Below are 24262 nucleotides of genomic sequence, written 5' to 3'. Positions count from 1 at the left end.
TCGTTCATCACGTCACCACTCCGTCCAGAGCGAGCTCGTCGGCCCGCAGGCAGCGCGACAACCCACCGGTGGAGACCACGTCCAGCGGCGGATGCGTCGTGTCGCAGCGCCCGGACTGGGCGAACTCGCAGCGCGGCGCGAACCTGCAGCCGGCCGGCCAGGTTCCCGGCGCCGGAATCCCGCCAGGGATCGTCCGCAGCCGCCGGTCGACCGACAGGCCCGGCCGCGGAATCGATGCCAGCAGCCCCGAGGAGTACGGATGCTGTGGACGGAAGAACAGGTCGACCGCCGGCGCCGATTCGATCACCTCACCGGCATACATCACCGCCACCCGTTGGCAGATCTCGGCGACAACAGCCAGGTCGTGGCTGATGAACAGCAGTGCGACGCCGGTCTGCTGCTGTACGTCGCGCAACAGGTCAAGGATCGTCTCCTGCACGGTGACGTCCAGCGCGGTCGTCGGCTCGTCGGCGATCAGCAGGCGGGGGTTGCAGGCCATCACCATGGCGATCATCACCCGCTGGCACATCCCGCCGCTGAAGGCGTGCGGGTACTCCTTGGCGCGTTCGGCAGCCCGCGGGATCTGGACCATCTCGAGCATCTCGACCGACTTGGCCTCGGCCTGCCGGCGGGACAGACCCAGGTGTTTGCGGACCGATTCGGCGATCTGATCGCCGACCGTGTACGCCGGATTCAGGCTGCGGATCGGCTGCTGGAAGATCATCCCCATCCCGGGACCGCGCACCTTGCGCCACTCCTTGGCCGGCCGCCCGGTCAGCTCGTTGCCGTCGAAGGTGACGCTGCCACTGGACAGCCGCCCACCGGTCGCTTCGGTCAATCCCATGACGGCCAGCGAAGTGACGGTCTTGCCGGATCCCGACTCGCCGACCAGCGCCATCGACTCACCGGGCATCAGCTGGAACGACACGTTCTGCACGGAGGTCACCCAGTCCCGGCCCGCGGTGGGGAACTCGACGCTCACGTCCCGCACATCGAGCAGTGGTGTCGGCCGCTCGGCGCCGGAGACAGCTTCGGGTGCAGAGTCTTTCGCAGTGGCGGGGACCGTGTCCGACGCGGCGACGTCGCGGTTCTTGGCGAGGTCCATCGTCAGTCCTGTCGTCCGGAACGGCTGCGGGTCAACGCCCGGCGCACGCCGTCACCGAGGTAGGTGAAGGCCAGCACCGTCAGGAAGATCATGATTCCTGGCGGCCACACCAGGTACGGCGCGAGGCTCATGTTCGAGGAGGCGGTCTTCAGCATCGAACCCCAGCTGGGCGTCGGTTCGACCACACCGAGGCCGAGGAAGCTCAGGCTCGCTTCGGCGGAGACCGCGGTGCCCAGCGACACCGAGATCACCAGCACGATCGGCGGCAGCACGTTCGGCAGGATGTGCCGGACCGCGGTGCGCCAGGTGCTGCAGCCCAAGGCGATCGACGCTTCGATGTAGGTCTCGTGGCGCACGTCCATGGTGCCGGCGCGGGCGACCCGGAAGAATCGCGGCGTCATCACCAGGCCGATGGCCAGCATCGCGTTGGTGATCCCGCCGCCGAGCACCGCGACGATGGTGATGGCCAGCACCAGCGACGGTGTGCTCATCATCGCGTCCATGATGCGGGTGAGCAGCACATTCAGCCAGCGTCCGTAGAACCCGGCCAGCACACCCAGCGGCAGCCCGAGGATCAGCGCGACGCCGGTGGCCTGCAAACCGGCCCACAGCGAGACCCGCGACCCGTAGATCAATCGGCTCAACGCATCCCGGCCGTAATCGTCGGTGCCGAGCCAGTGTGCGCCGCTGGGCCCCTGTAACCGGATCAGCAGGTCCTGCTCGGTCGGGTCGTAGGGCGCCAGCAGCGGGGCGGCGAGCGCGACGACGATCAGCAGCAGGATGAAGACCGCCGCCACCACGGTCGACCTGCGGCGCAGGATGCTGCGCAAGATGCCGGGTCGGGTCGGCAGCTCCGGTTCCGCGTCGGGCCCCGGCACTTCGCCGACCGGAGTGTCGCCCGGGTCGGGGAATCTCGGATCCACCTCTTGTTCGGTCATGACCGCACCTTCGGATTGAAGTAGCCGTAGGAGATGTCGACCAGCAGGTTCACCAGCACCACAACGATCGTCGAGAACAGGACGAACCCGAGGAGTACCGGGATGTCGCGATTCTGCACGCTGTCGACTGCCAGCTGACCCAAACCCGGCATGTTGTAGACGATCTCGATGGTGACCGAGCCGGCCAGCACCTCGGCGACCCGGAACCCCAGTACGGTGATGACCGGGATGGCCGCGTTCTTCAGGCCGTGTTTCATCACGATCGTCGGGCGGGACAGCCCCTTTGCTTCTGCGTTGAGGACATAGTCGGTCTTGAGCACCTGGCCGAGAGCCGACCGCAACTGCAGCGCCACCTCCGCGGCCGGCAACAGGCCGAGGGCGATGCCGGGCAACACCAGGTACGACAGCCAGGTACCGAATCCTTCGGACATCGGCTGGTAGCCGAACGGCGGGAAGATCTGGTAGGTCACCGCGAACAGGGAGGCGAGGACCAGCCCGAACCAGAAGGCCGGGATGGCGATGGCCACCGAGGCCGCCCAGTTGATGAACCGGTCGAAGAAGCCACCCGGTCGCATTGCCGACAGGATCGCCAGCACGGCGCCCACCAGCACGGCCATCACCATCGCGACCAGAACCAGCGACATGGTGGTCGCCATTCGCCGCAGCAGTAGATCGATCACCCGTTGGTCCGACAACAACGAGGTGCCGAGGTCACCGCGGATGGCGTGCACCACCCAGTCGAAGTACCGGACGATCAGCGGGTCGTCCAGCCCGAGTTGTTCTCGGATGGATGCGATCCGCTCCGGCGTCGGGTTCTCGCCGGCCAGTACCACCGCCTGGTCGCCGGGTGCGCGGTCGATCAGGATGAACACCAGCAACGGCACGACGAACAGCAGCGGGATGGCCGCCAGCAGTCGTCGGCCCGCATAGCGGAGCATGGTGGTGTCCTTTCGCCCTGGGTAGATCGATTGCGGTGGATCGGTAGCGGTGCCGGTGATCTGCCGCACTCAGCGATTGATCACCGGCACCGCCGTCAACGGATGGTCAGCCCTTCTTCACCGCAATGTTGCGCAGGTCCCAGATGCCGATGTTGGCCCACGGAATGGCTTCGGCGTTGAGCACCTTGTCGTTGTAGATCGTGGCGCTGGTCTGGTTGCAGAGTGGGATGTACCAGTTCTGCTCCAGTGCGGTCTTCCAGATGTTCTGGTACAGGGGTGCCCGCTGCTCCTGCGACAACGTCGGGTCCGCGGCCTTGGCCGCGTCCGCCTTGATCAGCGACGGATCGCTGGCCAGCTTGTAGGTGTCGAGCAGGTACGTGTCGACCGTCTGTGCCGGATCGATCTTCGGGCTCCAGGAGGTCGCGACCATCAGCTCGAAGTCCCCGGCGATGAACCGCGGCTCGTTCTCCGAGTTCGGCACCGGGTTGAGGGTGGCCTGGATGCCGACCTTGGTCAGCGCCGCCTGCACCACGTTCGCCGGCTGCTCGGCGTTCGTCCCGGCCGCGAAGGTCACGGTCACCTTGCCGCCGCCTGCCTTCTGCACCAACTCCTTGGCCTTGGCCTCGTCGAACTCGTACGGGTAGGTGTAGTCCGGGATCGCCGACCAGTCGTTCGCCGGAACCAACTGCCGGGTCGGCGCGCAGGTACCGGAGAACAGCGCATTGACCGCTTTCGGGTCGACTGCATAGGCGATGGCCTGCCGGATCTCCGGCTTGGCCAGGTCACCCTGGTTGGTACGCAGGTAGATGCCGAGCACATTGCGGAAGGTGACCAGGTTCTGCTTGATCTGGCCGGCGTCGGCGAGCTGCTTGGCCTGCGCCACTTCGTTCGCGGAGCTGACCAACGACAGATCGGTTTCCCCGGTCTGCACACCCTTGAGCCGGGTGCTGGCATCGGGGACGCGGGTCAGTTCCATCCCGGCGAGGGTGCCGACATTCGGATCCCAGTACGAGTCGGCGCGCTTGAGCGTCACCTTCTCGTTCGCCACGTACTCGCTCACCACGTACGGCCCGGAGCCGGCATCGACCTTGCCGTCCTCCAACTTCGCGCCGGACTCGATGGCCTTGGGGCTGACCATCATTCCGGCGTCGGTGGCGAACACCGACGGCAGCGATACACCGCTGCCCTTCGCCAGATCCAGCTTCACCGTGTAGTCGTCGACCACCTCTACCTTGGCGATGCTCTGCAACGACGCCTTCAGCGATGAGTCCTCGAGGGTCTGGCCCCGCTCGATGTTCGCCTTGACCGCGGCCGCGTTGAAGGGGGTGCCGTCGTGGAACTTCACGTCCTTGCGGAGGGTGAGCTCGAGCGAGGAGCCGTCCTTGGCGAATGCCCATTCGGTGGCCAGGCCCGGGACCACCTGGTCCTTGTCGTCCAGCATGGTCAGCCGGTCGTAGACCAGGACAAGGTATCCCCAGCCGCCGTAACTGGTCTGCTTGGCCGGATCGAGATTTCTGGTCGGCCCGGCCGAGGTGAACTTCAGCACCGCCGAGGTGTCGACGTCGGCAGCCGGTGCGGCGGCCGAGCCGCTCGCGCTGCCGGTCGCGGCTGACGACTGGCTGCCGGCCCCGGCGGCCGCCGAACTGGTCGCGGCCTGGTCGCTGGTCGGGTCGTTGCTGGATCCGCCGCTGCAGGCGGTGAGCGCCAGCGCGCCGGCCGCGACGAACGCCAGCCAGTAGCGCCCGGCCCTTCTTCTACTCATCGTCATGTCGATCCTTCGAGGAGGCGGTCGGTGTTGCCGACCGTGAGTGCCGACTCGGCCGACGGGCGTCGGCCGGGTGAGGGATGCACTGTCGCCCGATCCCCGATCACGGGAGGCAGCGCGGTGGTGGTGCAGCAGTTGCGGTATTCGTCAGCGTGCGGTGGAAAGGATCAGGGCGCTGGTCGGTACCCCGACGCCTGCGGTCACCAGGACGTTCGACACCCCCTTCGGCTGGTTGGTTGAGGTGCCCCGGATCAACCGGACGCCTTCGGCGACACCGTTGGTGCCGTGCAGGTAGGCCTCGCCGATCTGTCCACCGTGGGTGTTGGTGGGCAGCCGTCCGTCGAGCTCGAGATTGCCGTCCGCGATGAAGTCCTTGGCTTCGCCGCGGCCGCAGAACCCGTACTCCTCCAGCTGGTTGAGGACGTACGGGGTGAAGTGGTCGTACAGCACCGCGGCATCCATCTCGCCCGGGCCGAGACCGGACTGCGCCCACAGCTGCCTGGCGCACAATTCGACCTCGGGGATCCGGGTCAGGTCGTCGCGGTAGTAGCTCACCATCTGGTACTGGTCGGGGCCCAGACCCTGTGCGGCAGCGGTGATCACGGCGGCGGGCTGCGGCAGATCCCTGGCCCGTTCGGCACTGACGATCACCATCGCCTGACCGCCGTCGGTCTCCTGACAGCAGTCGAATAGGTGCAGCGGCTCGGCGATCCACCTGGACGCCTGGTGTTCGGCCAGGGTGAGCGGTTTGCCGTAGAACCAGGCGTGCGGATTCTTGGCAGCGTGCTTGCGCGCCAGCACGGCGACCCGGCCGTAGTCCTCGCTGGTCGCGCCATAGGCGTGCATGTATCTGCGGGCGAACATCGCGGTCTGCTGGGCTGGGGTCAGCAGCCCGTACGGGTTGACCCATGACCGGTATTCGTTGTCGCTGGTCGCCTGCGTCTTGGCCGGCGGCGGCCCCTGCCCGAATCGCACCCCGGATCGTTCGTTGAAGGCGCGATAGGCGACCACCACATCCGCGACGCCGGTGGCGACGGCCATCGCTGCCTGCTGGATCGGCGCGCAGGCACCGCCACCGCCATACGGAATCCGGGAGAAGAACTTCAGCTCCGGAATGCCCATGCTGCGGGCGACCATGTTCTCCGGATTGGTTTCCATGGTGAACGTGGTCAAGCCGTCCACGTCCGCCGGCGTCAGACCGGCGTCGGTCAGCGCGGCGCCGACCGCCTCGATCGCCAGTTGCAGTTCGCTGCGTCCGGAATCCTTGGAGAACTCGGTGGCACCGATACCGGCGATCGCCGCCTTGCCGGACAGGAAGTCGGAGGTCATCGGGTCGCCTCCGCTGCATTATCGGGCGCTGCACTATCGGGCGCTGTGGTGTCGGGCGCTGCGGTGTCGGGCGCTGCGGTGTCGGGCAGCCGGACGCTGACCTGCGACACCACGTGAGAGCCGGCACCGTTCGTGCCGCGGACGGAGATCTCGATCAGGTTGTCCTGCTTGCCGACCACCTCACCGGCCAGCGTCATGGTGTCGCCAGGAAAGTTCGGTACCCCGAGGCGGGTGGACAGTTTGGTGATGAAGGCACCAGGGCCCGTCCAATCGGTGACGAAGCGGCCGACCAGACCGTTGGTGTTGTTGATGCTCATGTACACATCCGGAGTCCCGCGGTCGATCGCGCCCTGCGGATCGTGGTGCACGTTCTCGTAGTCCCTGGTGGCCAGCGCGCCGGCGACGATCAGCGATCGGGTCAACGGGATCGCCAGCTCCGGCAACGCGTCCCCGACCGATACGGCCGCTGCGGTACGTCCGGTGGTGCCGGTCATGCGGCCGACTCCGCGATCTGATCGGACAGCTGCTGAAGGTGCCAGGACGCCGACCCGAGGGTGTTCGCCAGCTGCGTGGTCCAGAGCATGTACCGGTGGATCGGGTAGGTGACGTCCGCCCCCAGCCCACCGTGCAGGTGCTGCACGGTCCTGGCCACCCGGTCGCCTGCCTCGGACGCCCACCACTGCGCGACGTGTGCCGCTGCTCCGGCGTCCCGACCGGTGGCCTCACGCCACACCGCGTTCAGGAACGTTACTTCCATTGCCTCGGTGTCGATGTGGCAATCGGCCGCCTGGTGCGCCACCGCCTGGAAGGTGGCCAGCGGAACTCCGAACTGGTGACGCATCGAGGTGTACTCGGCCGCCTGCCGGACCGCCGACTGGCTGATGCCGACCTGCAGGCCGGCCAACGCGATCCAGCACTGCCGCAGCAGCCAGTCGAGCCGGTCGTCCTGCGGGCCACCGGCGAGTCGCTCGGCAGCCGCTCCGGCCAGTTCCAGATCCACCGCGATGCCTCGGTCGGTGCGCTCGTAGCGCTGCCGACCGACCGGCGACTGGTCGGTGCGCACCAGGAAGAGCTCGATGCCCGCATCGGTGGTCGCCGGCACCACGATGGCCTCGGCCAGGTGCCCGGCCGGGACGCCGACGGCGGTACCGGTCAGTGCCCAACCGCCGTCATCTCCGGAGGCGCTGACGGACGTCCGCCACGGGCGGGCGGCTCCGATCGGTTCCAGGGCAACGGTCAGCACCGCCGACCCGTCGGCGATCCTCGGCAGCCATTGTGCCTGCTGCTCCTGGGTTCCGTAGCGGATCAGCGGCAGCGCGCCGCCGATCACCGTCTCCCACAACGGAACGGTCCCGAGGGTGCGGCCCTGCTCGGGCAACACCATGGCGAGCTCCTGCAGCCCGAGTCCGGCGCCGCCGTGCTGCTCGTCGATGGCCAGGCCCAAAACACCGGCCTCGGCCAGCTGCTGCCACAGCACCCGGTCGAACCGATCCTCGGTGGACTCGATGTCGGGCAGCCGCAACGGGTCTGCGTGCCGGGCGAACACGCCGGCAGCGAGGTCGCGGACCGCCTTCTGATCCTCCGACAGGTGGAAATCCATCAGCTCTGCTCCTCGCGGTTGCGGAATCGGGGAAGGGTCACGTCGCCGCCGTAGTCCAGCCAGTCGACCTCAACCGGCAGCCCGACACGGACCGTCTCCGGGTCGCCCGAGTAGTCGGCGACCAGCCTGGTGCCTTCCTCGAGGTCGACCAGCAGCACGGTCAGCGGGTAGTCGTAGCCCGGTGCCTTCGGATGGTGGCTGGTCACGTAGCTGTGCACGGTTCCCCTACCGGCCGCAGCGGTCTCGTGCCAGGCGAAGGATCCGCACTGTGGGCAGCTCGGCCCTGGCGGGTGACGCAGTTGGCCGCAGTCACTGCAGGTCTGGATCACCAGTCGCCGCTCCCGCGCAGCATCGAACCAGAACTGGTTGTCCCGCATCACGAACGGCCGGTGCCGCAGCCCCGGGTCGGCGGCCGCCGGCTGCCCCGAGCTCTTGGTGACGGTCGGGTCGAAACGCAAGATCCGGAATCGCTGCCGCGCCACCACCTGATCGTCCGCGTCGGTGTACGTGCGCAACGTGGTGATGAAGTGTCCGGCACCCAGGCCGGTCACCTTCCTCGGTGAGACGTCCTCGATCACCGCTGTCATCTTGAGCCGGTCTCCGATCCGCAGCTCGCGGACGTACTCCTGCTCGTCATTCGTGGCGACCACGCCGACGTATCCGGCGTCGCCGAGCAGGTTCAGCAACCGGGTCATCGGGGAATCCGGGGCCCCGTGCTCGGCCGCGGCCGTGTGCGCCTTGTAACCCACCATCAGCCAGCTGGACAGCATCGGCGGCGGCGCGACGATGCCGGACCGACCGGTCGACCTGGCGGCGGTTTCGTCGGTGTAGACGGGGTTCTCGTCACCCATCGCCTCCACGAAGTGCCGGATCATCGCCGGGTTCACCGCATCCTGGGCGTACCGCACCGGGGTGGCCTGCTGGCCGACGAAGGTGCGCAGTTGGGTCAGGAACTCCTCGGCGTCCGGGCCGGCCGCCGGCCGCTGCTGCGTGGTGGCGCTCATTTCGTCGCCCGTTTCGCCCGCGGCATGCCGAGACCGGACACCGCGATCATGTCGCGCAGCACCTCGTTGGTGCCACCGCCGAAGGTATTGATGTATGAGCCACGGGTGTAGGACTCGAGCTGTCCGCCCAACACCGCATCGGGCGCCCCGGGGCGGCGCGTCGCCAGTGCCCCACCGACGGTCACCAGCGCCCGACAGACCCGGTCGTGCGTCTCGGTGCCGTAGACCTTGGAGACCGAAGCCGCTGCCGGCGAAGGGTTCTCGTTCTCGCCGACCACCGCGAGCTTCCAGTTCAGCAGCCGCATCGCCTCCAGCTGGGCGTAGCTGCGGGCCAGGTCGGTGCGGGTCCACGGCTGGTCGATCACCCGACGGCCGCCCACCTCGGTGCTGCGGGCCCAGTCGGCGACATCGCTCCACAGCTGTTCGGTACGGCCGCCCATCGCGGCCAGGCCGACGCGTTCGTGGCCGAGCTGGGAGGTGATCATCTTCCAGCCACCGTTCACCTCGCCGACCACGCTGGCGGCCGGGACGCGGACGTCGTTGTAGTACGACGCGTTGGTGTGGGTGATTCCGGAGGTGGCGATCGGAGTCGAGCTGAACCCGGGGTCCGAGGTCGGCACGATCAGGATGGTGATGCCCTTGTGCTTCGGCGCCTCGGGATCCGTCCTGGCTGCCACCCACACGTAGTCCGCCAGTGCGGCGGCGCTGGTGAACACCTTGTTGCCGTTGATGACCCATTCGTCGTCCACCAGCACCGCTGGGGTCCGCAACGACGCCAGGTCCGTGCCGGCCTCCGGCTCGCTGTAGCCGATGGCGAAGATGACGTCGCCGGTCAGCATGCCCGGCAGGTACTTCTTCTTCTGCTCCGGCGTGCCGAATCGCTGCAGCATCGGACCGATGTTGTTGATGGTGACGAACGGGAACGGTGCCTGGGCCCGGTTGATCTCGTCGAACAGGATGTACTGGTCGATCGCCGGCCGGCCCTGCCCACCGTATTCGGTGGGCCAGCCGAGGCCGAGCCAGCCATCCTTGCCGATCTGCCGGATCACCTCCCGGAAGGCGGGCCGATCCTCGTTCGTACCGCCGAGTGCCTCGCGGACGTCAGGCGTGAGCAGGGCGGCGAAGTACGCGCGCAACTCCCGGCTCAGCTCCTGCTGCTGCGGGGTGTACTCAAGAAACATTCGAGTCCTCTCGGTGAATGGCCGCGCCGTCGTCTTCTGAACCGCGCGGTGTCGGGAGCAAAGCGGTGCGGCCGTGGTCGGCGAACTCCTGCTCGAGAGCGTCGAGATCGGCGCGCGTCAGCCGGCGAAGATCGCGTTCAGTTGAGGCACGCCAGTAGAGCGGATCGCCGGTGGCCCAAGCGGTCTGCCGCAGTACGGTCTTGGCGACCTTACTGTTGCCGGTGGTCGGCACCTGCTCAACGACCCGGACGAAGCGGGGCCGCCATTTGGTGCCCATATCCGCCTGCTGGTCGAGGAACTCGACGAAGGCGTCGGGCTCGAACTGCTGCCCCGGTTGCATCTGCAGGGTGCACATCACCTGGTCGCCGGTCCGCGGGTCGGGGACGGCGTAGACCAGGGCCACCGCGACCGCGTCCCAACGCTCGAGGATGCGTTCCACCGGGGCGGCGGCGAAGTTCTCGCTGTCCACCCGCAGCCAGTCGTTCGACCTGCCGGCGAAGAAGAATTGCCCGGCCGCGTCCCGATAGGCCAGGTCGCCGGTCCAGAAGTCGGTGCCCCGGATCCGATCCGCCATCGCCCCTGGATTGTTGTAGTAGCCCTCGAACAGATGCGCCATACCCATCGCGACGATCTGCCCGATGGCTTCCGGGGCATTGAGTAGCCGGCCCTGCTCATCGCACTCGGCCGGCGGGCACTCATGGCCGGTGGTCTCGTTCAGCACCCGTGCGTCCGCACCGCCGACCGGTAGCCCGAGCGCGTCGGAGGGCGACTCGGCGGTGCGGTTGATCCGCAGCACCCCCTCGCTCAGCCCGTATCCCTCGGAGACCCGGCAGCCGAACCGCGCGGCAAATCGCTCGGCATCCGCGGCGGAGGCTTCGGTGCCGACGACCAGCGACAGCGAACTCGCGGCGTCCCGTTCGTCGAGTGGTTGGGCGAGCACGTAGGACAGTGCCCGGCCCACGTAGTTGGCGTAGGTGGCCCGGAAGCGGTGAACGTCCCGGACGAATCCGGAGGCGGAGAACTTGCGGGCGAGGCAGACGGTCGCACCGACGAAGGTCGCGGGAGCCAGGTTCATCATCGCCGAGTTCCCGTGGAACAGCGGCATGCTCATGTACGACACCGATTCCCGGCTCAGCTCGGTGCGCACGGTGAGCGTTTCGGCCAGCATGCCGAGCCGGCCCTGCGAGCAGATCACCGCCTTCGGTGCACCGGTGGACCCGGAGCTGAACAGCAGCAACAGGATGGCATCAGGGTCGGGGCTGGTCGTCGGCAGCGCTGCGCCGCGGTGCGGCTCGAGCAGTGCCAGGTAGCCGGCGGAGTCGACGTTCAGCACCTTGTCGGCCGGTACTCCGTGGTCGATGCCGTCGAGCAGGTGTGCCAGCCGGTCCTCGGTGATGATCAGATCGCAGTCGGTGTGCCGGATGTCGCGAGCAAGTTCGTCACCGCGGCGGGTCGGGTTGATGCCGACGACGACGGCTCCGGACAGGGCAGCGGCGGCGATCCAGAAGACGAAGTCCGGCGTGTTCTCCAGCAGCACCCCGACATGCAGTTGCCGATCCGTCGGGACGAACTGCTGCACCGCCGCAGCTCTGACGGCGCTCTCGGCCACCAATTCGGACCACGTCCACGACTGGTCCTCGAACTTCAGACCGGTCTGGTCGTCGGCCGCGCGTGACCGCACGATCTCGGCGAATGTGGCCAACGCTGGACCTCCAGAAATCTCGTCGCTGCGGTGCGAGCTATCTCACGGACATGCTATCAAGCAAGCGCTTGGTTGAGGCTAGCCAGGCGCTGTCGAACGGTCAAGGGTGCCGGGCGAACTTGTTGGGCAGGACCGGCCGGCATCGTCCTATGACGGGTCGGACCGGATCCGGTCGTTGTGCTGTCCGGGGACGGGCGGGGCGCTCAACGCCGGTGCCGGAGTCCTGGAGAACCGCGGCGCCGGTGCCGGCTGGGCCACCCCGGCGACGTCCACGATGGCGTTGCGTGCCCGCATCTGCCGATGGTCGCTCGACTCGTCAAGGCCGAGAACCGGTGTGACGCACGCATCCTGACCTTCGAAGATCCTCTCCCACTCCAGCCTGGTCCGGCCGGCGAAGATGTCGGCGATGCGCTGCTTGGCGGCCGGCCAGCCGGCCGGGTCGTTCTGTTCACCGAGCTCCCCGTCAGCGATCCCCAGGCAGGCCAGAAAGCGCTGGTAGAACTGCGGCTCGATCGCGCCGACCGCCATGTAGCCACCGTCAGCGGTCCGGTAGGTCTGGTAGTAATGGGAGCCCGAGTCCAGGAAGTTGACGCCGCGCTGCTCCGCCCAGGCGCCGCGGGCGGCCAACCCGCGGAGGGCGACCGTGAGCAGATTGCTGCCGTCCATCATCGATGCGTCGATCAGCTGACCGCGGCCGGAGGTACTCCGTTCGATCAGTGCGGCGAGCACCCCGAAGGCCAGCACCATGCCGCCGCCGCCGAAATCGCCCAGATACATCAGTGGGATCACCGGACCGCTGTCAACGGTGCCGATGGTGCCCAATACCCCCGACACACTGATGAAGTTGATGTCATGGCCCGCCGCTCCGCTGTCCGGACCGGTCTGGCCCCAGCCGCTCATCCGGCCGATCACCAGCCGCGGGCACCTCGCCTGCAACTCGTCGGGGACCAGGCCGAGCCGCTCAAGGACCCCCGGTCGGAACGGGTCGATCAGCACATCGGCGGTGTCCAGCAGCGACAGCAACTCCCGGCGACCCTGGTCTGACTTCAGATCCAGCTGGACCGACTGGCGCCCGCGATTGATCGGATTGGCCGCGCCCGGGGGCTGCCGGCCCGGCGGTGGGTCGACCCTGATCACCTCGGCGCCGTGATCGGCCAGCATCATCGCGGCGAAGGATCCCGGCCCCTGCCCGGCCAGCTCGACGACGTTCACCCCGGCCAGCGCGCCGACGGACATCACCCGCCCGCCGACGTCGCCACCGCGTTGTGCACCGCCGCGCCACGGTCTTCCTGCGCCCGCGGATCCGTTGACCAGGTGGCAGCGGTGACGCCCTGTTCACGCAGCTCGCGCTTGAGGACCCGGCCGACCGCGTTCTTCGGCAGCTCGCCGCGGATCTCGATGTGGGACGGCACCGCGTAGCGCGGGACCCGGGGACGAATCCACTCGAACAGCTCAGCCGGGTCGAGGGTCGAGTCGTCGTTTGCCACCACGGTGACCTTCACCTCGTCCTCGTTCAGTGGCGAGAAGACTGCATGCACTGCGGCCTCACGCACCTGTGGGTGCTGGGCGACGATGCTCTCGATCTCGTAGCTGGAGATGTTCTCGCCGCCGCGCCGCAGGTAGTCCTTGCCCCGATCGACGAAGTACAGGTAGCCGTCCGCATCCATCCGCCCGAAATCGCCGCAGTGGAACCACAGGCCGCGGAACACTTCCAGTGACTTCTCCGGCTGCCGCCAGTATCCGGTGAACATGATGTTCGGGAGCTTGGGCCGGCAGACGATCTCGCCGATCTGCCCGACCGGGAGCGGATTGTCCCGCTCGTCGACGATCTGGACCTCGAACGAGTCGTTGAGCATGCCGGCCGAACCCGCCCGGTATTCACCTGCCGGGGTCATCGTGAGCAGGCACGCCTCGGTCATCCCGTAGGCACCGGACCCGACGCGCTGCACCCCGAACCGCTCCTGCCACTGCCGGGCGAGGTCCTCGGTGACCGGCGAGCCTGACGCGGCCCGCAGCTTTCCGTACGCAGCCCGGGAGCTTTCCGTCTCCGGCGCCCTGGCGATCATCGGCAACATCGAGCCCATCAGCGCGACCATCGTGGCGTCTGCGGCCAATACGTCATCCCAGAAGCGGGAGACCGAGAACCGCCGGGCGATGGTGATCTCGGAACCCAACTGGAGCGAACCGACGACATGGCCGATCGCCGACAGGTGGAACAGCGGCATGGCTGTCCAGAGCCGGTCCGCCGCAGTACGTTCCAGGTTCTCCCGCATCTGCCGAGCCATGTTGGCGACGTAGCCGTGACTGACCTGGCACGCCTTCGAGGGGCCGGTGGTGCCCGCCGTGTACACCAGGTGACTGGTGCCGCTGAGATCCAGCTCGAGGTCCGGGACCACCGGATCCCCCGCCTCGACAAGGGCGTCGAAGTCGAGAACCTCGCCGGCGTATCCCGGGACCGCGTCGACGCTGTCGGAGCCACCGATCACGAACGGCAGTACCGGCTGCAGGTCGGCGACCGCTTCGACGAGCACCTCGGTGAACTCGGACTCCGCAACCAGCAGGACGGGCTCGCTGTCCGTGAGCTGGTGAGTGACGATGGCACCACGGTTGTTCACGTTGAGCGGCACCAGATATGCCCCGCAGTAGGTCGCGGCCCACCAGGTGAGCAGGGCGAGCCGTCCGTTGCGGGCCATGACCGCGATCCGCTCGCCGGGGACGACCCGCTGGGCGAACGACCCGGCCAACGCCCGCGCTTGGCTGTCGAGCTCGTCGAGCCGCCAGCGGCGTCCGTCCACGGTCACCGACAGCGCCGGGTCACGCTCGAGCTGCTCGGCAATAGCGACGATCAGCGGTGCGGAGGCGGGTCGGGGTTGCTCGGGTGTCATGCTGGATCCTTCCGTCGGTGAGGCACGGTTCCGCCGCGTGCGGAGTCAGTTCTTCTTCAGGGCGACGTTCCGCAGATCCCACAGGCCCACGTTCGCCCAGGGCACGTTGTCGATGCCGACCACGTTCTTTCCGGCCACCGCATCCACCGAGAGATTGCACAGCGGGATGAACCAGGCCTGCTCGAGCATGGTCGTCCAGATGCCCTGGTAGTCCGCGGCCCGCTGGTCCGTCGTCCTGGTCGGGTCGGCGGCAGCCGCGGCGGCCTTGTCGACCAACGACGGATCGACGGCGAGCCGGTAGGTACCGAGCAGGTAGTTGTCCACCGTGCTCGCCGGGTCGATCCGCGGATTGAAGGTGTTGGTGACCTCGAGCGGGAAGTCGCCGGCGATGAACCGCGGTTCGACCTCCGAATTGGGCAGCGGCGTGAGGTTGGCCTTGATGCCGGCTCCGGACAGCGCCGACTGGATCACGTTGGCGGGTTGCTCGGTGTTGGTTCCCGAGCCGAACGCGATCGGCACGGTGGCTCCACCGACACTCTGGATGAGCTGCTTGGCCTTCTCTAGATCGTATTCGTACGGATACGCCCCACTGGCCGCCCACGGGCTGTCCGTCGGGTACGGCGATCGGGTCGGCGTACACATCCCGGAGAACAGCGCGCTGATGGCCTGTGGATCGATGGAGTGCGCGATGGCTTGTCGCACTTCGGGTTTGGCCAGATCGCCCTGATCACCGCGGAGCATCACGCCGAGCACATTGCGGAACTGATAGCCCTGGACCTGCAGCGCGCCGCTGTCGGCCAACTGCTTGGCCTGGGTCAGCTCGTTCGCGGAGCTGACGAACGTCAGGTCGGTATCGCCGGTCTGCACGCCCTTCAACCTGGTGGCCGCGTCGGGCACCCGCAGCAGCTCGATGCCGGCAACACGGCCGACGGCCGGATCCCAGTAGCTGTCCGCCCGCTTGACCACCAGCTTCTCGTTCGGCACGAACTCGGTGGCGACGTACGGCCCGGATCCCGCAGTGCCAGGGTTGTTCTTCAGGTCGACACCGTCGGCAATCGCCGTGGGGGAGACCATCATTCCCGCGGCGGTCGCCAGCGACGACGGCAGGGCGACTCCCTCGCCCTTCTTGAGCATCAGGCGGACGGTGGTCTTGTCGACCACCTTGACCGACTGAATGGGCGCCAGATCCACCTTGACCGTGCTGCCCTCGATCGTCTGACCGCGCTCGATGTTCACCTTGACCGCGTCGGCGTCGAACGGGGTGCCGTCGTGAAAGGTGACGTCGTCCCTGAGAGTGAGCTCGAGATACGAGCCGTCGGCCGCGAAGTTCCACTTCGTGGCCAGCCCAGGGATCACCGCATCGTTGACATCCAGGAACATCAAACGATCGAAGATCAGTGCGGGATACGGATATCCACCCGGTGCCTGCACTGCCGGATCGAGATTGAGCACCGGCGCCGACGACGTCATGTGCAGAACGCTGGTGGTATCCAGATCGCCGTCGCCGACGGGCGCGCCGGTTGCGGACGGCTGTGCCCCGCCGGCGGAGGGCTCGCTCCCACTGTCGGCCGCTCCGCATCCGGCGAGAATTACTGCGGCTACGGCAATCATGGCTACCCGGCGATGGAGGGTACGGGCCAACTCGCGCATCGATCGTCCTCTCTGACGACAACACCGACAAGACTCAAGGTCAACTACTGGGGGTTGCGCGCCGAGATCCGTCGCTCATGGCGTCGGGATCCGCTCACTGCGGCGCGGCAGAACAAACAAGCAAGCGCTTGCTCAGGGTCAGGATAGGCGGGCAGCGGTCGGTGGTCAACCATTCGGTTCCACTCCCGGCTGCTGCCGAGCCGCCGGCGTCGGGTCGCAGATCACGGCGGCAGGCAGCGACCTCCCCTTGCCACATCGGGCCTTTCCTGGTATCTGTCGACCAAGCGCTTGACCGATTGAAGGGCTGTGCATGACCTCCTCCACCGCGGTAACCGCCCCGATCCGGGACGGCGGAGCCGATCTCGTCGCGGCCGCCACCCGCCGGTTGATCGACGCCGTTGTCCGCACCGGGTCCCGGATGGACGAGGGAGTCGGGGTGCTGACCGATCAGTTGAACGCCGTCACCGCCGCGATCGAGGCGAGCGCGCCAACCCCGCAGCAGCGAATGGACGACATCTGGACCAGCAACGGGTATCGACGCCACGATCCTTGCTCGGGCACGGAGAACCCGATCGCACCACCGCTGACACTGCACCGGGAACCGGACGGCTCGCTGCGCGGCACCCTGACTCTCGGGCTGCCGTACCAAGGACCCCCGGGACTGGTCCACGGCGGCATCTCTGCGCTGCTGCTCGACCATGCGCTCGGGCTGGCCAACGCCAGGGCCGGCACGCCCGCGGTGACGGCCGAGCTGACCATGCGCTATCTGCGGCCGGTGCCGCTGTACACCGAGGTCACCGTCACCGCGCGCCGGACGTCGGTGGACGGCCGGAAGATCCGCGCCGAGGGCGCGGTGAGTGTCGGCGGGGAGCCCTGCGTGGCTGCCTCCGGACTGTGGATCACCACGCCGTCGGTCGACTACGGCCGCGCCCATGACGAGGTGACGTGATGACCGTCGCCGGTTCGGCTGGGCCGGTCGGATCCGGTGCGCTGTCCGGGCGCAGCGCGCTGATCACCGGTGGCGCAGGCGGTTTCGGGCGGGCGATCGCCTCCCGGCTGGCCGCCGACGGCGCCGCCGTCACCCTGATGGGACGTACCGCGAGCACCCTGCAGGCGGCCGCCGAGCAGATCGCGGCCGAACTCGCCGGCGACCCGACCGCCGGCACCATCGGTTGGTCCGTCGGTGACGCCGCGAGCAGCCACGACGTGGCAACCGCGGTCGCGGCCTGCGAGCAGGTGGCGCCGCTCGGGGTCACCGTCGCGGTGGTCGGCGGCAGCACCGTCGCGCCGCTGCTGGCTCTCGGCCAGCAGACCCTGGAGGCCGACTTCCGCCGCAACGTCACCACCGCGTTACTGGCCATCCGACACAGCGCTTCGGCGATGGCCGTCCATGGCGGCGGCTCCATCGTCTGCATCTCCTCCAGCGCCGGCGGCTCCTCATTTCCCTTCATGCCGGCCTATGCGATCAGCAAGGCGGCGTTGGAGGCCCTGGTCCGGGGGGCGGCGGACGAGCTCGGTCATCTCGGCATCCGGGTCAACGCCGTCCGGCCCGGCCTGGTCGCCACCGATGCCGAGAAGCCGGGAATGCTGGTCACCGATCCGGAGCAGCACGCGACGGTGTTGGCGGAGAAACCATTGGCGCACACCGGCACTGCCGCCGATGTCGCCGAGGCGGTCCGCTTCCTGGCCGGGCCCGGGTCGGCCTGGACCACCGGTGTGGCGCTACCGGTCGAGGGTGGCAGTCATCTACGCCGGGCGCCGTACCTGGAGAAGCTGGCCAGGACGCTGTGCGGCGACGACGTGATCGACGCTGCGCTGGCCGGTCGACTGCCGGACGCGGACCGGTAGTCGAATGGAGTTGGTGACGACCCTTCCTGCGGACACCTCGCTGCGCGACGTCGCCGATCGGGTACGGCGGATCGAGCGGCTCGGATTCGACACCGTTCACGTCCCCGAGACGGTGCACGACTCGCTGGCGGTCGCGCTGCTCGCGCTGGAACACACCTCGCGGCTGGCCGTGCGCACCAGCATGACATTGGCGTTTCCGCGCAGCCCGATGGTGATCGCCTACGCCGCATGGGATCTGGCCCGATTCTCCGGCGGCCGGTTCCAGCTCGGCATCGCCACCCAGGTACGCGGCAACATCGTCGGGCGGTTCTCGGTGCCGTGGACAGATCCGGCCGGCCGGCTGGCCGACTATCTGCGGTCGTTGCGGGCGATCTTCGCCGCCTTCGCCGACGGCTCGCCACTGCACCACGATGGCAAGCACTATCGCTTCGATCGCCTGCAGCCGTACTTCAATCCGGGTCCGATCGACAGCCCGGCGCCGCAGCTGTGGACCGGCGGGGTGAACCGGCAGGTGTGCCTGGTCGCCGGCCGACTGGCAGACGGTTTCGTCACCCATGCCACCAACTCGCATCCCAGGTACCTGCGCGAACGACTACTACCGGCGCTGACCGAGGGCGCAGCGGCGGCCGGCCGCCGCGACGGTGGTCCCCGGGTGGTGGTGGTGCCCCGGTGCGTCACCGCACCGGATGCCGACAGCATGGTGTCCGCCAGGGACGCGATCCGGCGTGAGTTGGCATTCCTGTACTCCACCCCCGCCTATCGCCCGACGCTGACATTGCTCGGTCACCAGGAGATCGGCGAGCGGCTGACCACCCTGGTCCGGGACGGCCGGTGGGCGGAACTGCCCGGTGTGCTGCCCGACGAGCTGCTCGCGGAACTGCTGCCCCAGGGCGAGTACGCGGAGCTGCCCGCAGTCCTCGCGCAGTGGTACGGCGGGCTCTGCGACGGCCTGAACGTTGCCGTTCCGACCATCGATCCGGCCGACGTCGGTGCCGGCCCCGACACCGACGCAGCGTTCCGCCGGACGCTCGAGCAGATCCGGGAAATTCCGGACAGGCAGCAGGCAGCATGAAGTTCGGCCTGCTCAGCCCGATCGTCATCCGGCTTCCCGGCGCTCACGCCCAGTGGGAGAGCGCCGCCGGCGTCACCGAACTGACGCAGGTCGCTCGCGCCGCCGACCGGCTCGGCTACCACCATCTGACCTGCAGTGAACACACCGGTGTGCCACGTGAGGTCGCCGCCGTGCGCGGCGGGACCTACTGGGATCCTTTGGCCACCTTGAGTTTCCTGGCCGGCCAGACCGAGCGGATCGCCCTGGCGACCAACGTGCTGGTGTTGGCCTATCACCATCCGTTGAGCATCGTGAAGTCCTACGGCACCCTCGATCGACTCAGCGGTGGCCGGGTGGTCCTCGGCGTCGGCGTCGGCACCCTGCAGCAGGAGTTCGACCTGCTCAGCGCACCCTTCGACGACCGCGGGCCACGCGCCGACGACGCCATCAGGGCGATCCGGGCCGGCTGGGCAACCGGAGTGCCCAGCTACCACGGAACGCACTACGACTTCGATGATTTCGCGGTCGATCCAGTGGCTGTGCAGCCACGGGTGCCGATCTGGATCGGCGGACGGACCGGGCGTTCGTTGCGCCGGGCCGCGACCCTGGCCGACGGCTGGATGCCCTTCGGTCTCACCCTCGAGCAGATCTCCGCGATGGTCGGCGCGCTCCCGGCCCGGCAGGATCCGCTCGAGGTGGTGCTGCAACCCGGGGCCCTTGACCCACTCGGAGATCCGGACCGCACCAGGTCGGCCGTCGACAACGCGGGCGCCGCCGGCGCGACGATCGTCAATGCCCGATTCGTCCACCGCGATCTCGCACATCTTCTCGATCAGATGCACGCGCTGGCCGAGCTGTTCCCGCAGGCCTTCACCACTGCCGATGACCCTACCGAGCCATCCACCATGCCAGCAGCACCCACCAGGAGACGACATGACTGATGTGAACGCGAGAATCGATGCGCTGGAACGCCGGCTTCAGGACGCCGAGGACCGGCTGGCCCTGCTGCAGATCATTGCCGCGTACGGGCCCGCGGTCGACAGCGGCACTCCGGAGGCCACCGCCCAGCTGTGGACCGAAGACGGCAGCTACGACACCTCGATCATCGAGATGCGCGGGCGGGACGAGCTACGGGCCATGGTGTTGGGCGAGCGTCACCAGGGCCTGATCCGGGGCGGGGCAGCACATCTGCAGGGCATCCCGCACATCGATCTCGACGGGGACACGGCGACGGTGACCCACTATTCCCAGCTCGTCCAGCGCGACGCCGGCACCGACAGCTTCCGGATCTGGCGCACCGGCGTCAACCAATGGAAGTTCGTCCGCACGCCGGAAGGCTGGAAGGCGACCCACCGGGTCAACCGACAGCTGGACGGCACCGACCCCGGCCGTGAGCTGCTCGCCTCGACCATCGACCCGGCGCTGCGGGAGGACTGAGCGTGCGCACCGGAATCAGCTCGCCCGTCCTGGCCGACTCCGGACCGCGTCCGGACTGGGAGGCAGCCGCCGGGGTCGAGGAGATCAAGGCGTTCGCCCAGGCGGCCGACCGGCTCGGCTACGAGTTCCTGACCTGCCCGGACCACGTCGCGGTGCCGCCGGACCTGCCACGTGGCGAGCGGTTCTACGACCCGCTGGCCACCTTCTCCTATCTCGCCGCGCTGACCGAGCGGATCCGTTTCCTGCCTTACGTTCTGGTGCTTCCGTTCTACCACCCACTTGAGCTGGCCAAGAGGTACGGGACGTTGGATCACCTCAGCGGCGGCCGGCTCAACCTCGGCCTGGGGGTCGGCAACCTGCAGGAGGAGTTCGACCTGCTGGGCGCACCCTTCGACGACCGCGGGGCAAGGGCGGACGACGCGTTGCGGGCCCTGCGGGCGAGCCTGGGCAGGCGACTGGTCTCTTATCGCGGTCCGTACTACGGCTACGAGAATCTCGTGGTGTCACCGCATGCCGCGCAGCAACGGCTGCCGATGTGGATCGGCGGCCACTCGATGCGCGCGCTGCGGCGCGCGGTGGAGCTGGCCGACGGCTGGACACCGGCACCGCCGCGGTTCCGGGGACCGGATGCGGCGACGATGAAGGACATGCTGACAAGGGTCGAGCGGCCGGACGGCTTCGACGTGGTGATGGCACCGGAGCGCGCACTCGATCCGGTGGGTGATCCGGCCGAAGTGCGGCAGATGCTCGAACGGGCCGGGTGGGCCGGCGCCACGGTGATCAACCTGGCGGTCCGGCACTCGTCACTCGCCCACTATCTCGAGCAGCTGGACGCCTACGCCCGGATCGCCGAACTGCCGGTGGCGTAACGGTTCGATCCGGCGTCAGGCCTCGTTCGGCATGTTGCTCCAGCCCTTACGGTCGGCGCGGGCGTACCAGCCGGAGGCGGCCAGGGTGCCACCGTCCACCGGGATGGTGTGCCCGGTGACGAACCGCGCGTCGTCGGAGGCGAGGAACTCCACCACCGCCGCATAGTCGTCCGGCCGGCCGAACCGGCCGAGCGGCAGCCAGGTGCGGAGCAGCTCGGGGTCACGGCCACGCAACATCAGTTCGGCCGGCGTCTGCGGCGTGTCGGCGAGATCCGGGGCGATTGCGTTGACCCGGACGCCGTGCTGGCCGACCTCCACCGCCAGGCTCTTGGTGAAGGCGGACACCCCGGCGTTGAACGCCGAATACGGTGCGCTGGCCGGGATGCCGCGAAACGCCTCGACCGTCGAGTTGTTGATGATCGCCCCCGAGCCCTGCCGCACCATGGCCGGCAGCAGCGCATGGGTCACCCGGAACACGTGCAGCAGGTTGACCTCGTACAGCGCCTGCCACTGGTCCTCCGTGCTGTGCAGGAAGTCCCGGGACGCCGGCCGGAAGTCGCCGACGTTGTTGACCAGCACGTCGATCCGGCCGTCAGCCACCGCCGACGCGGCATCCGCGAGCGCGGCCACCGTCGCCGGCTGCCGGATGTCGCCGACCAGCACCGTGACGTCACCGCCGGCCGCGGCGATCTCGGCGGCGGTGGCGTCCGCTGCGGCGGCGTCGAGGTCGACCAGCACCACTCGGGCGCCGGCGTGGGCCAGCCGGCGGGAGATCCCGCCGCCGATACCGAGGGCACCGCCGGTGACCACTGCCACCTGGCCGGCGAGTCGTCCGGTGGTCATTGATCCTCCAGATCACCGGTCCGGCGACTGCGCACCGGCCGGGTCTCGATCCAGTCGATCTGCACCGACCGGCGCGAGATCTGCCAGGCGCCGCCGATCCGGCGGTATTCGTCGTCGTAGTGCAGGTACCAGACCAGATTCCGGTGCTGATCGTCGCGGGTGGTGAGGTGGTGAGCCTCGGCGGTGACCCGTCCGACAGCTCGTGTCGGATCGTCCGCCTGGTCGATCACCGTACCCAGCACGGCATGCAAGGTGACCGGGATGTCGGACAGGTGGACCATGCTGTCGCCGATCGCGGCTCGACCGGTGACCGGCCGGATCGGCGCCAGAGACGCCGGTGGGTCCGGAAGCACCAGTTCGGCGTCCGGCGTGAACAGTTCGACCAGCGTCCCGAAGTCCCGGCGGTCGACCAGCATCGCATACCGCGCCGACAGTTCCGCAAGGTCAAGGCGGTCGGCGACGGTCAGCATCAGGCGCTCACCGCAGCGGAGAGCTCGAGTCGCTCCGCGCAGGCGGACAGCTCGTCCTTGACCGCCTCCAGGTCCGCGGTCGGGGTGAGCGCCAACAACAGCCGGTCGGCGCCCATGGCTGCCAGCTTGGCCGCCTTCTCCGGCGTCACCTTGGCCACCGAATGGCCGAGCGTGACCTCAAGGGCATCCGGATCGCGGTCGGCGCTCACCGCCTCCTGCCGCATCAGAGCGAGCAGCCCGGCCAACTGGTCGCCGACCACGCCGAGTGGCTGCAGACCGTCACCCCGACGCCCGGCACGCCTGGCCGCCGCCTCGCTGTGACCGCCGATGTGAATCGGAACGCCTTGCGGAGAAACGGGTTTCGGGTAGCTCATGGCGTTGTCGAAGTCGAAGAACCGGCCGTGGTGCGAGGCGCCGGTCGGCCCGGTCTCCGCCCACAAGGCGCGCAGCACGTCGATCGATTCGTCGGTCCGCAGACCCCGGGTGCGGAATTCCGCGCCGCATGCCTCGATCTCCTCGGCCATCCAGCCGACGCCGATCGCCAGTCGCAACCGACCACCGGACAACGCATCGAGGCTTGCCACCCGCTTGGCCAGCACCACCGGATGGTGGTTCGGCAGCACCAGCACGCCGGTAGCCAGTCCGATCGTGGTTGTTCCACCGGCCAGGAAGCTCAACAGCTCCAACGGGTCCGGGATCGGGCAACTGTCGTCCAGCTCCATCTTCCCGTCGGCCGCATACGGATACACGCTGGCGTAACTGCTCATCACCACGGCATGTTCGATCACGGTGATCGATTCGAAGCCGCAGGCCTCTGCGTGCCGGGCGAAGGCCAGCATCCATTGCGGGTCGGCGGTGGTGTTCGCCACGGCCGGTGCGAGTACGGCGTACTTCACGATGTCTCCTCGTCGCTGCTGTTGTCGTTGTCGATCTGCCCTGGCTGCGCGCTCTGCTCGACCTGCCCGGGCTGCTCGCCCACCGCTTCCCTTGACCAGAACTCCTGCCAGCTCGGCCAGCTCTCCGGCAGGCTGGCCGCGGTGATGTACGGGTTGTCCGGGAAGTTGAACCGCCCCGGCACCTGCAACGGATTCTGCTGGACGTCCGCCGCGTAGAACGGTTTCGGCTTGCGGCTGCGGAAGTACCAGTTTCCGTCCGCCTCACGCTGGTAGCGGTCGTGGTACACCACGGGCATCACGATCCATTGATCGCCGACCTGGTGCTCGGGCCGGCAGTACACCAACCCGGTAGCGGTGTCCGGTCCGGTGAAGTCGATGACGTGGTTGCCGACGAAGTGAATGGTGATGCCGTACGGACGCAGGATCGGGTCGTACCACTGGGCCAGGGCCGACCGTCCGACCCGACCGTCACCGACCTTCACGTCGCTGACGAACAAGGCCGCCAGGTCGGCGACGTTGCGGCTGTCGAGGGCAACCGGGTAGCGAGCGGCCAACTGCCGGATCTGCTCCGCCGACTCGAGTCGGTCGATCCGTTCCACCAGGTCCGTCATGGGCCTCCGCCGTCTGTCGAATGCGAACGAGCAAGCGCTTGGTTGTTTGAGCTTACCCGGGCGGTTCCGGTCCGCGCGCGCTGGTCGCCGGCGAAGTTCATCACGTCATCCCCGGCGTTTCCCATCTCCGTGCACTCCCT

At 68.3% G+C, this 24262-nt stretch carries 22 protein-coding genes and 1 pseudogene; 6 read left to right on the top strand and 17 right to left on the bottom strand.

Annotated elements, in window-relative coordinates:
* Window positions 1-7: 7 nt before the first annotated feature.
* The 13 genes and pseudogenes from K340_RS0108530 to K340_RS0108470 all read right to left on the bottom strand — a co-directional run bounded on the left by K340_RS0108530 (window position 8) and on the right by K340_RS0108470 (window position 15917).
* Window positions 8-1105, bottom strand: coding sequence for an ABC transporter ATP-binding protein (locus K340_RS0108530; protein WP_037363549.1), 1098 nt, complete (start codon window positions 1103-1105; stop codon window positions 8-10).
* Window positions 1106-1107: 2 nt separating this feature from the next.
* A complete protein-coding gene (locus tag K340_RS0108525; protein ID WP_084614188.1) occupies window positions 1108-2043 on the bottom strand; it encodes an ABC transporter permease in 936 nt (311 codons plus the stop codon).
* Entirely contained in the window at window positions 2040-3050 is a 1011-nt protein-coding gene (locus K340_RS0108520) for an ABC transporter permease (protein WP_211229340.1), read from the bottom strand. The genes K340_RS0108525 and K340_RS0108520 overlap by 4 nt, the downstream gene beginning before the upstream one ends.
* 37 nt (window positions 3051-3087) lie before the next feature.
* Window positions 3088-4743 (bottom strand): ABC transporter substrate-binding protein, encoded by a 1656-nt coding sequence (locus tag K340_RS0108515; RefSeq protein ID WP_029136408.1) that lies wholly within the window; start codon window positions 4741-4743, stop codon window positions 3088-3090.
* Between the two features lie 150 nt (window positions 4744-4893).
* On the bottom strand, window positions 4894-6075 hold the full coding sequence (locus K340_RS0108510; protein ID WP_029136407.1) for a lipid-transfer protein: 1182 nt from the start codon (window positions 6073-6075) through the stop codon (window positions 4894-4896).
* Between the two features lie 83 nt (window positions 6076-6158).
* Window positions 6159-6569, bottom strand: a pseudogene (locus K340_RS28460) (MaoC family dehydratase); the annotation flags it as partial.
* Complete coding sequence (locus tag K340_RS0108500; protein WP_029136406.1) at window positions 6566-7675, bottom strand: acyl-CoA dehydrogenase family protein; 1110 nt, start codon at window positions 7673-7675, stop codon at window positions 6566-6568. The gene K340_RS0108500 and the pseudogene K340_RS28460, both read right to left, overlap by 4 nt.
* Window positions 7675-8679 carry a bifunctional MaoC family dehydratase N-terminal/OB-fold nucleic acid binding domain-containing protein gene (locus K340_RS0108495; RefSeq protein ID WP_051265501.1) on the bottom strand — a complete coding sequence of 335 codons (1005 nt, stop codon included), beginning with the start codon at window positions 8677-8679 and terminating at the stop codon, window positions 7675-7677. The genes K340_RS0108500 and K340_RS0108495 overlap by 1 nt, the downstream gene beginning before the upstream one ends.
* Window positions 8676-9860 carry an acyl-CoA dehydrogenase family protein gene (locus tag K340_RS0108490; RefSeq protein ID WP_029136404.1) on the bottom strand — a complete coding sequence of 395 codons (1185 nt, stop codon included), beginning with the start codon at window positions 9858-9860 and terminating at the stop codon, window positions 8676-8678. The genes K340_RS0108495 and K340_RS0108490 overlap by 4 nt, the downstream gene beginning before the upstream one ends.
* Window positions 9850-11562, bottom strand: a complete 1713-nt coding sequence (locus tag K340_RS28455; RefSeq protein ID WP_051265500.1) for an AMP-binding protein — start codon at window positions 11560-11562, stop codon at window positions 9850-9852. The genes K340_RS0108490 and K340_RS28455 overlap by 11 nt, the downstream gene beginning before the upstream one ends.
* A 147-nt stretch (window positions 11563-11709) precedes the next feature.
* A complete protein-coding gene (locus K340_RS28450) occupies window positions 11710-12798 on the bottom strand; it encodes a CaiB/BaiF CoA transferase family protein (protein WP_037363546.1) in 1089 nt (362 codons plus the stop codon).
* The gene (locus K340_RS28445; RefSeq protein ID WP_051265498.1) at window positions 12798-14447 is read right to left on the bottom strand and encodes an AMP-binding protein; all 1650 of its coding nucleotides are present in this window, start codon (window positions 14445-14447) and stop codon (window positions 12798-12800) included. Before K340_RS28445 ends, K340_RS28450 begins: the two co-directional genes overlap by 1 nt.
* A 45-nt stretch (window positions 14448-14492) precedes the next feature.
* A complete protein-coding gene (locus K340_RS0108470; protein WP_211229338.1) occupies window positions 14493-15917 on the bottom strand; it encodes an ABC transporter substrate-binding protein in 1425 nt (474 codons plus the stop codon).
* A 490-nt stretch (window positions 15918-16407) separates the two neighbouring features.
* On the opposite strand from K340_RS0108470, the gene K340_RS0108465 reads away from it, so the two are divergent.
* The 6 genes from K340_RS0108465 to K340_RS0108440 are packed head-to-tail and all read left to right on the top strand — an operon-like array spanning window position 16408 to window position 21302.
* Window positions 16408-17046, top strand: a complete 639-nt coding sequence (locus K340_RS0108465; protein ID WP_037363543.1) for a PaaI family thioesterase — start codon at window positions 16408-16410, stop codon at window positions 17044-17046.
* The gene (locus K340_RS0108460; protein ID WP_037363540.1) at window positions 17046-17945 is read left to right on the top strand and encodes an SDR family NAD(P)-dependent oxidoreductase; all 900 of its coding nucleotides are present in this window, start codon (window positions 17046-17048) and stop codon (window positions 17943-17945) included. The genes K340_RS0108465 and K340_RS0108460 overlap by 1 nt, the downstream gene beginning before the upstream one ends.
* A 4-nt stretch (window positions 17946-17949) precedes the next feature.
* Window positions 17950-19017 carry a TIGR03617 family F420-dependent LLM class oxidoreductase gene (locus K340_RS0108455; protein WP_029136400.1) on the top strand — a complete coding sequence of 356 codons (1068 nt, stop codon included), beginning with the start codon at window positions 17950-17952 and terminating at the stop codon, window positions 19015-19017.
* Window positions 19014-19937 carry a TIGR03619 family F420-dependent LLM class oxidoreductase gene (locus K340_RS28440; protein ID WP_051265496.1) on the top strand — a complete coding sequence of 308 codons (924 nt, stop codon included), beginning with the start codon at window positions 19014-19016 and terminating at the stop codon, window positions 19935-19937. The genes K340_RS0108455 and K340_RS28440 overlap by 4 nt, the downstream gene beginning before the upstream one ends.
* Window positions 19930-20433, top strand: a complete 504-nt coding sequence (locus tag K340_RS0108445) for a nuclear transport factor 2 family protein (protein WP_029136399.1) — start codon at window positions 19930-19932, stop codon at window positions 20431-20433. The genes K340_RS28440 and K340_RS0108445 overlap by 8 nt, the downstream gene beginning before the upstream one ends.
* 2 nt (window positions 20434-20435) lie before the next feature.
* Entirely contained in the window at window positions 20436-21302 is an 867-nt protein-coding gene (locus K340_RS0108440; protein WP_029136398.1) for a TIGR03619 family F420-dependent LLM class oxidoreductase, read from the top strand.
* Between the two features lie 15 nt (window positions 21303-21317).
* On the opposite strand, the gene K340_RS0108435 is transcribed toward K340_RS0108440, so the two are convergent.
* Genes K340_RS0108435 through K340_RS0108420 form a run of 4 tightly spaced genes read right to left on the bottom strand, consistent with a single transcriptional unit; the run spans window position 21318 to window position 24122 of the window.
* A complete protein-coding gene (locus K340_RS0108435; RefSeq protein WP_029136397.1) occupies window positions 21318-22145 on the bottom strand; it encodes an SDR family NAD(P)-dependent oxidoreductase in 828 nt (275 codons plus the stop codon).
* Window positions 22142-22615, bottom strand: coding sequence for a nuclear transport factor 2 family protein (locus K340_RS0108430; protein WP_051265492.1), 474 nt, complete (start codon window positions 22613-22615; stop codon window positions 22142-22144). The genes K340_RS0108435 and K340_RS0108430 overlap by 4 nt, the downstream gene beginning before the upstream one ends.
* Window positions 22615-23511, bottom strand: a complete 897-nt coding sequence (locus K340_RS0108425) for an LLM class F420-dependent oxidoreductase (protein WP_029136395.1) — start codon at window positions 23509-23511, stop codon at window positions 22615-22617. The genes K340_RS0108430 and K340_RS0108425 overlap by 1 nt, the downstream gene beginning before the upstream one ends.
* Window positions 23508-24122: a nuclear transport factor 2 family protein gene (locus tag K340_RS0108420; RefSeq protein ID WP_029136394.1), complete on the bottom strand. Its 615-nt coding sequence runs from the start codon at window positions 24120-24122 to the stop codon at window positions 23508-23510. Before K340_RS0108420 ends, K340_RS0108425 begins: the two co-directional genes overlap by 4 nt.
* Between the last annotated feature and the right edge of the window lie 140 nt (window positions 24123-24262).

It is taken from the genome of Nakamurella lactea DSM 19367 (genome assembly GCF_000426645.1).
Classification (GTDB): Bacteria; Actinomycetota; Actinomycetes; order Mycobacteriales; family Nakamurellaceae; genus Nakamurella; species Nakamurella lactea.
This window is presented reverse-complemented; position numbering and strand designations above follow the sequence as displayed.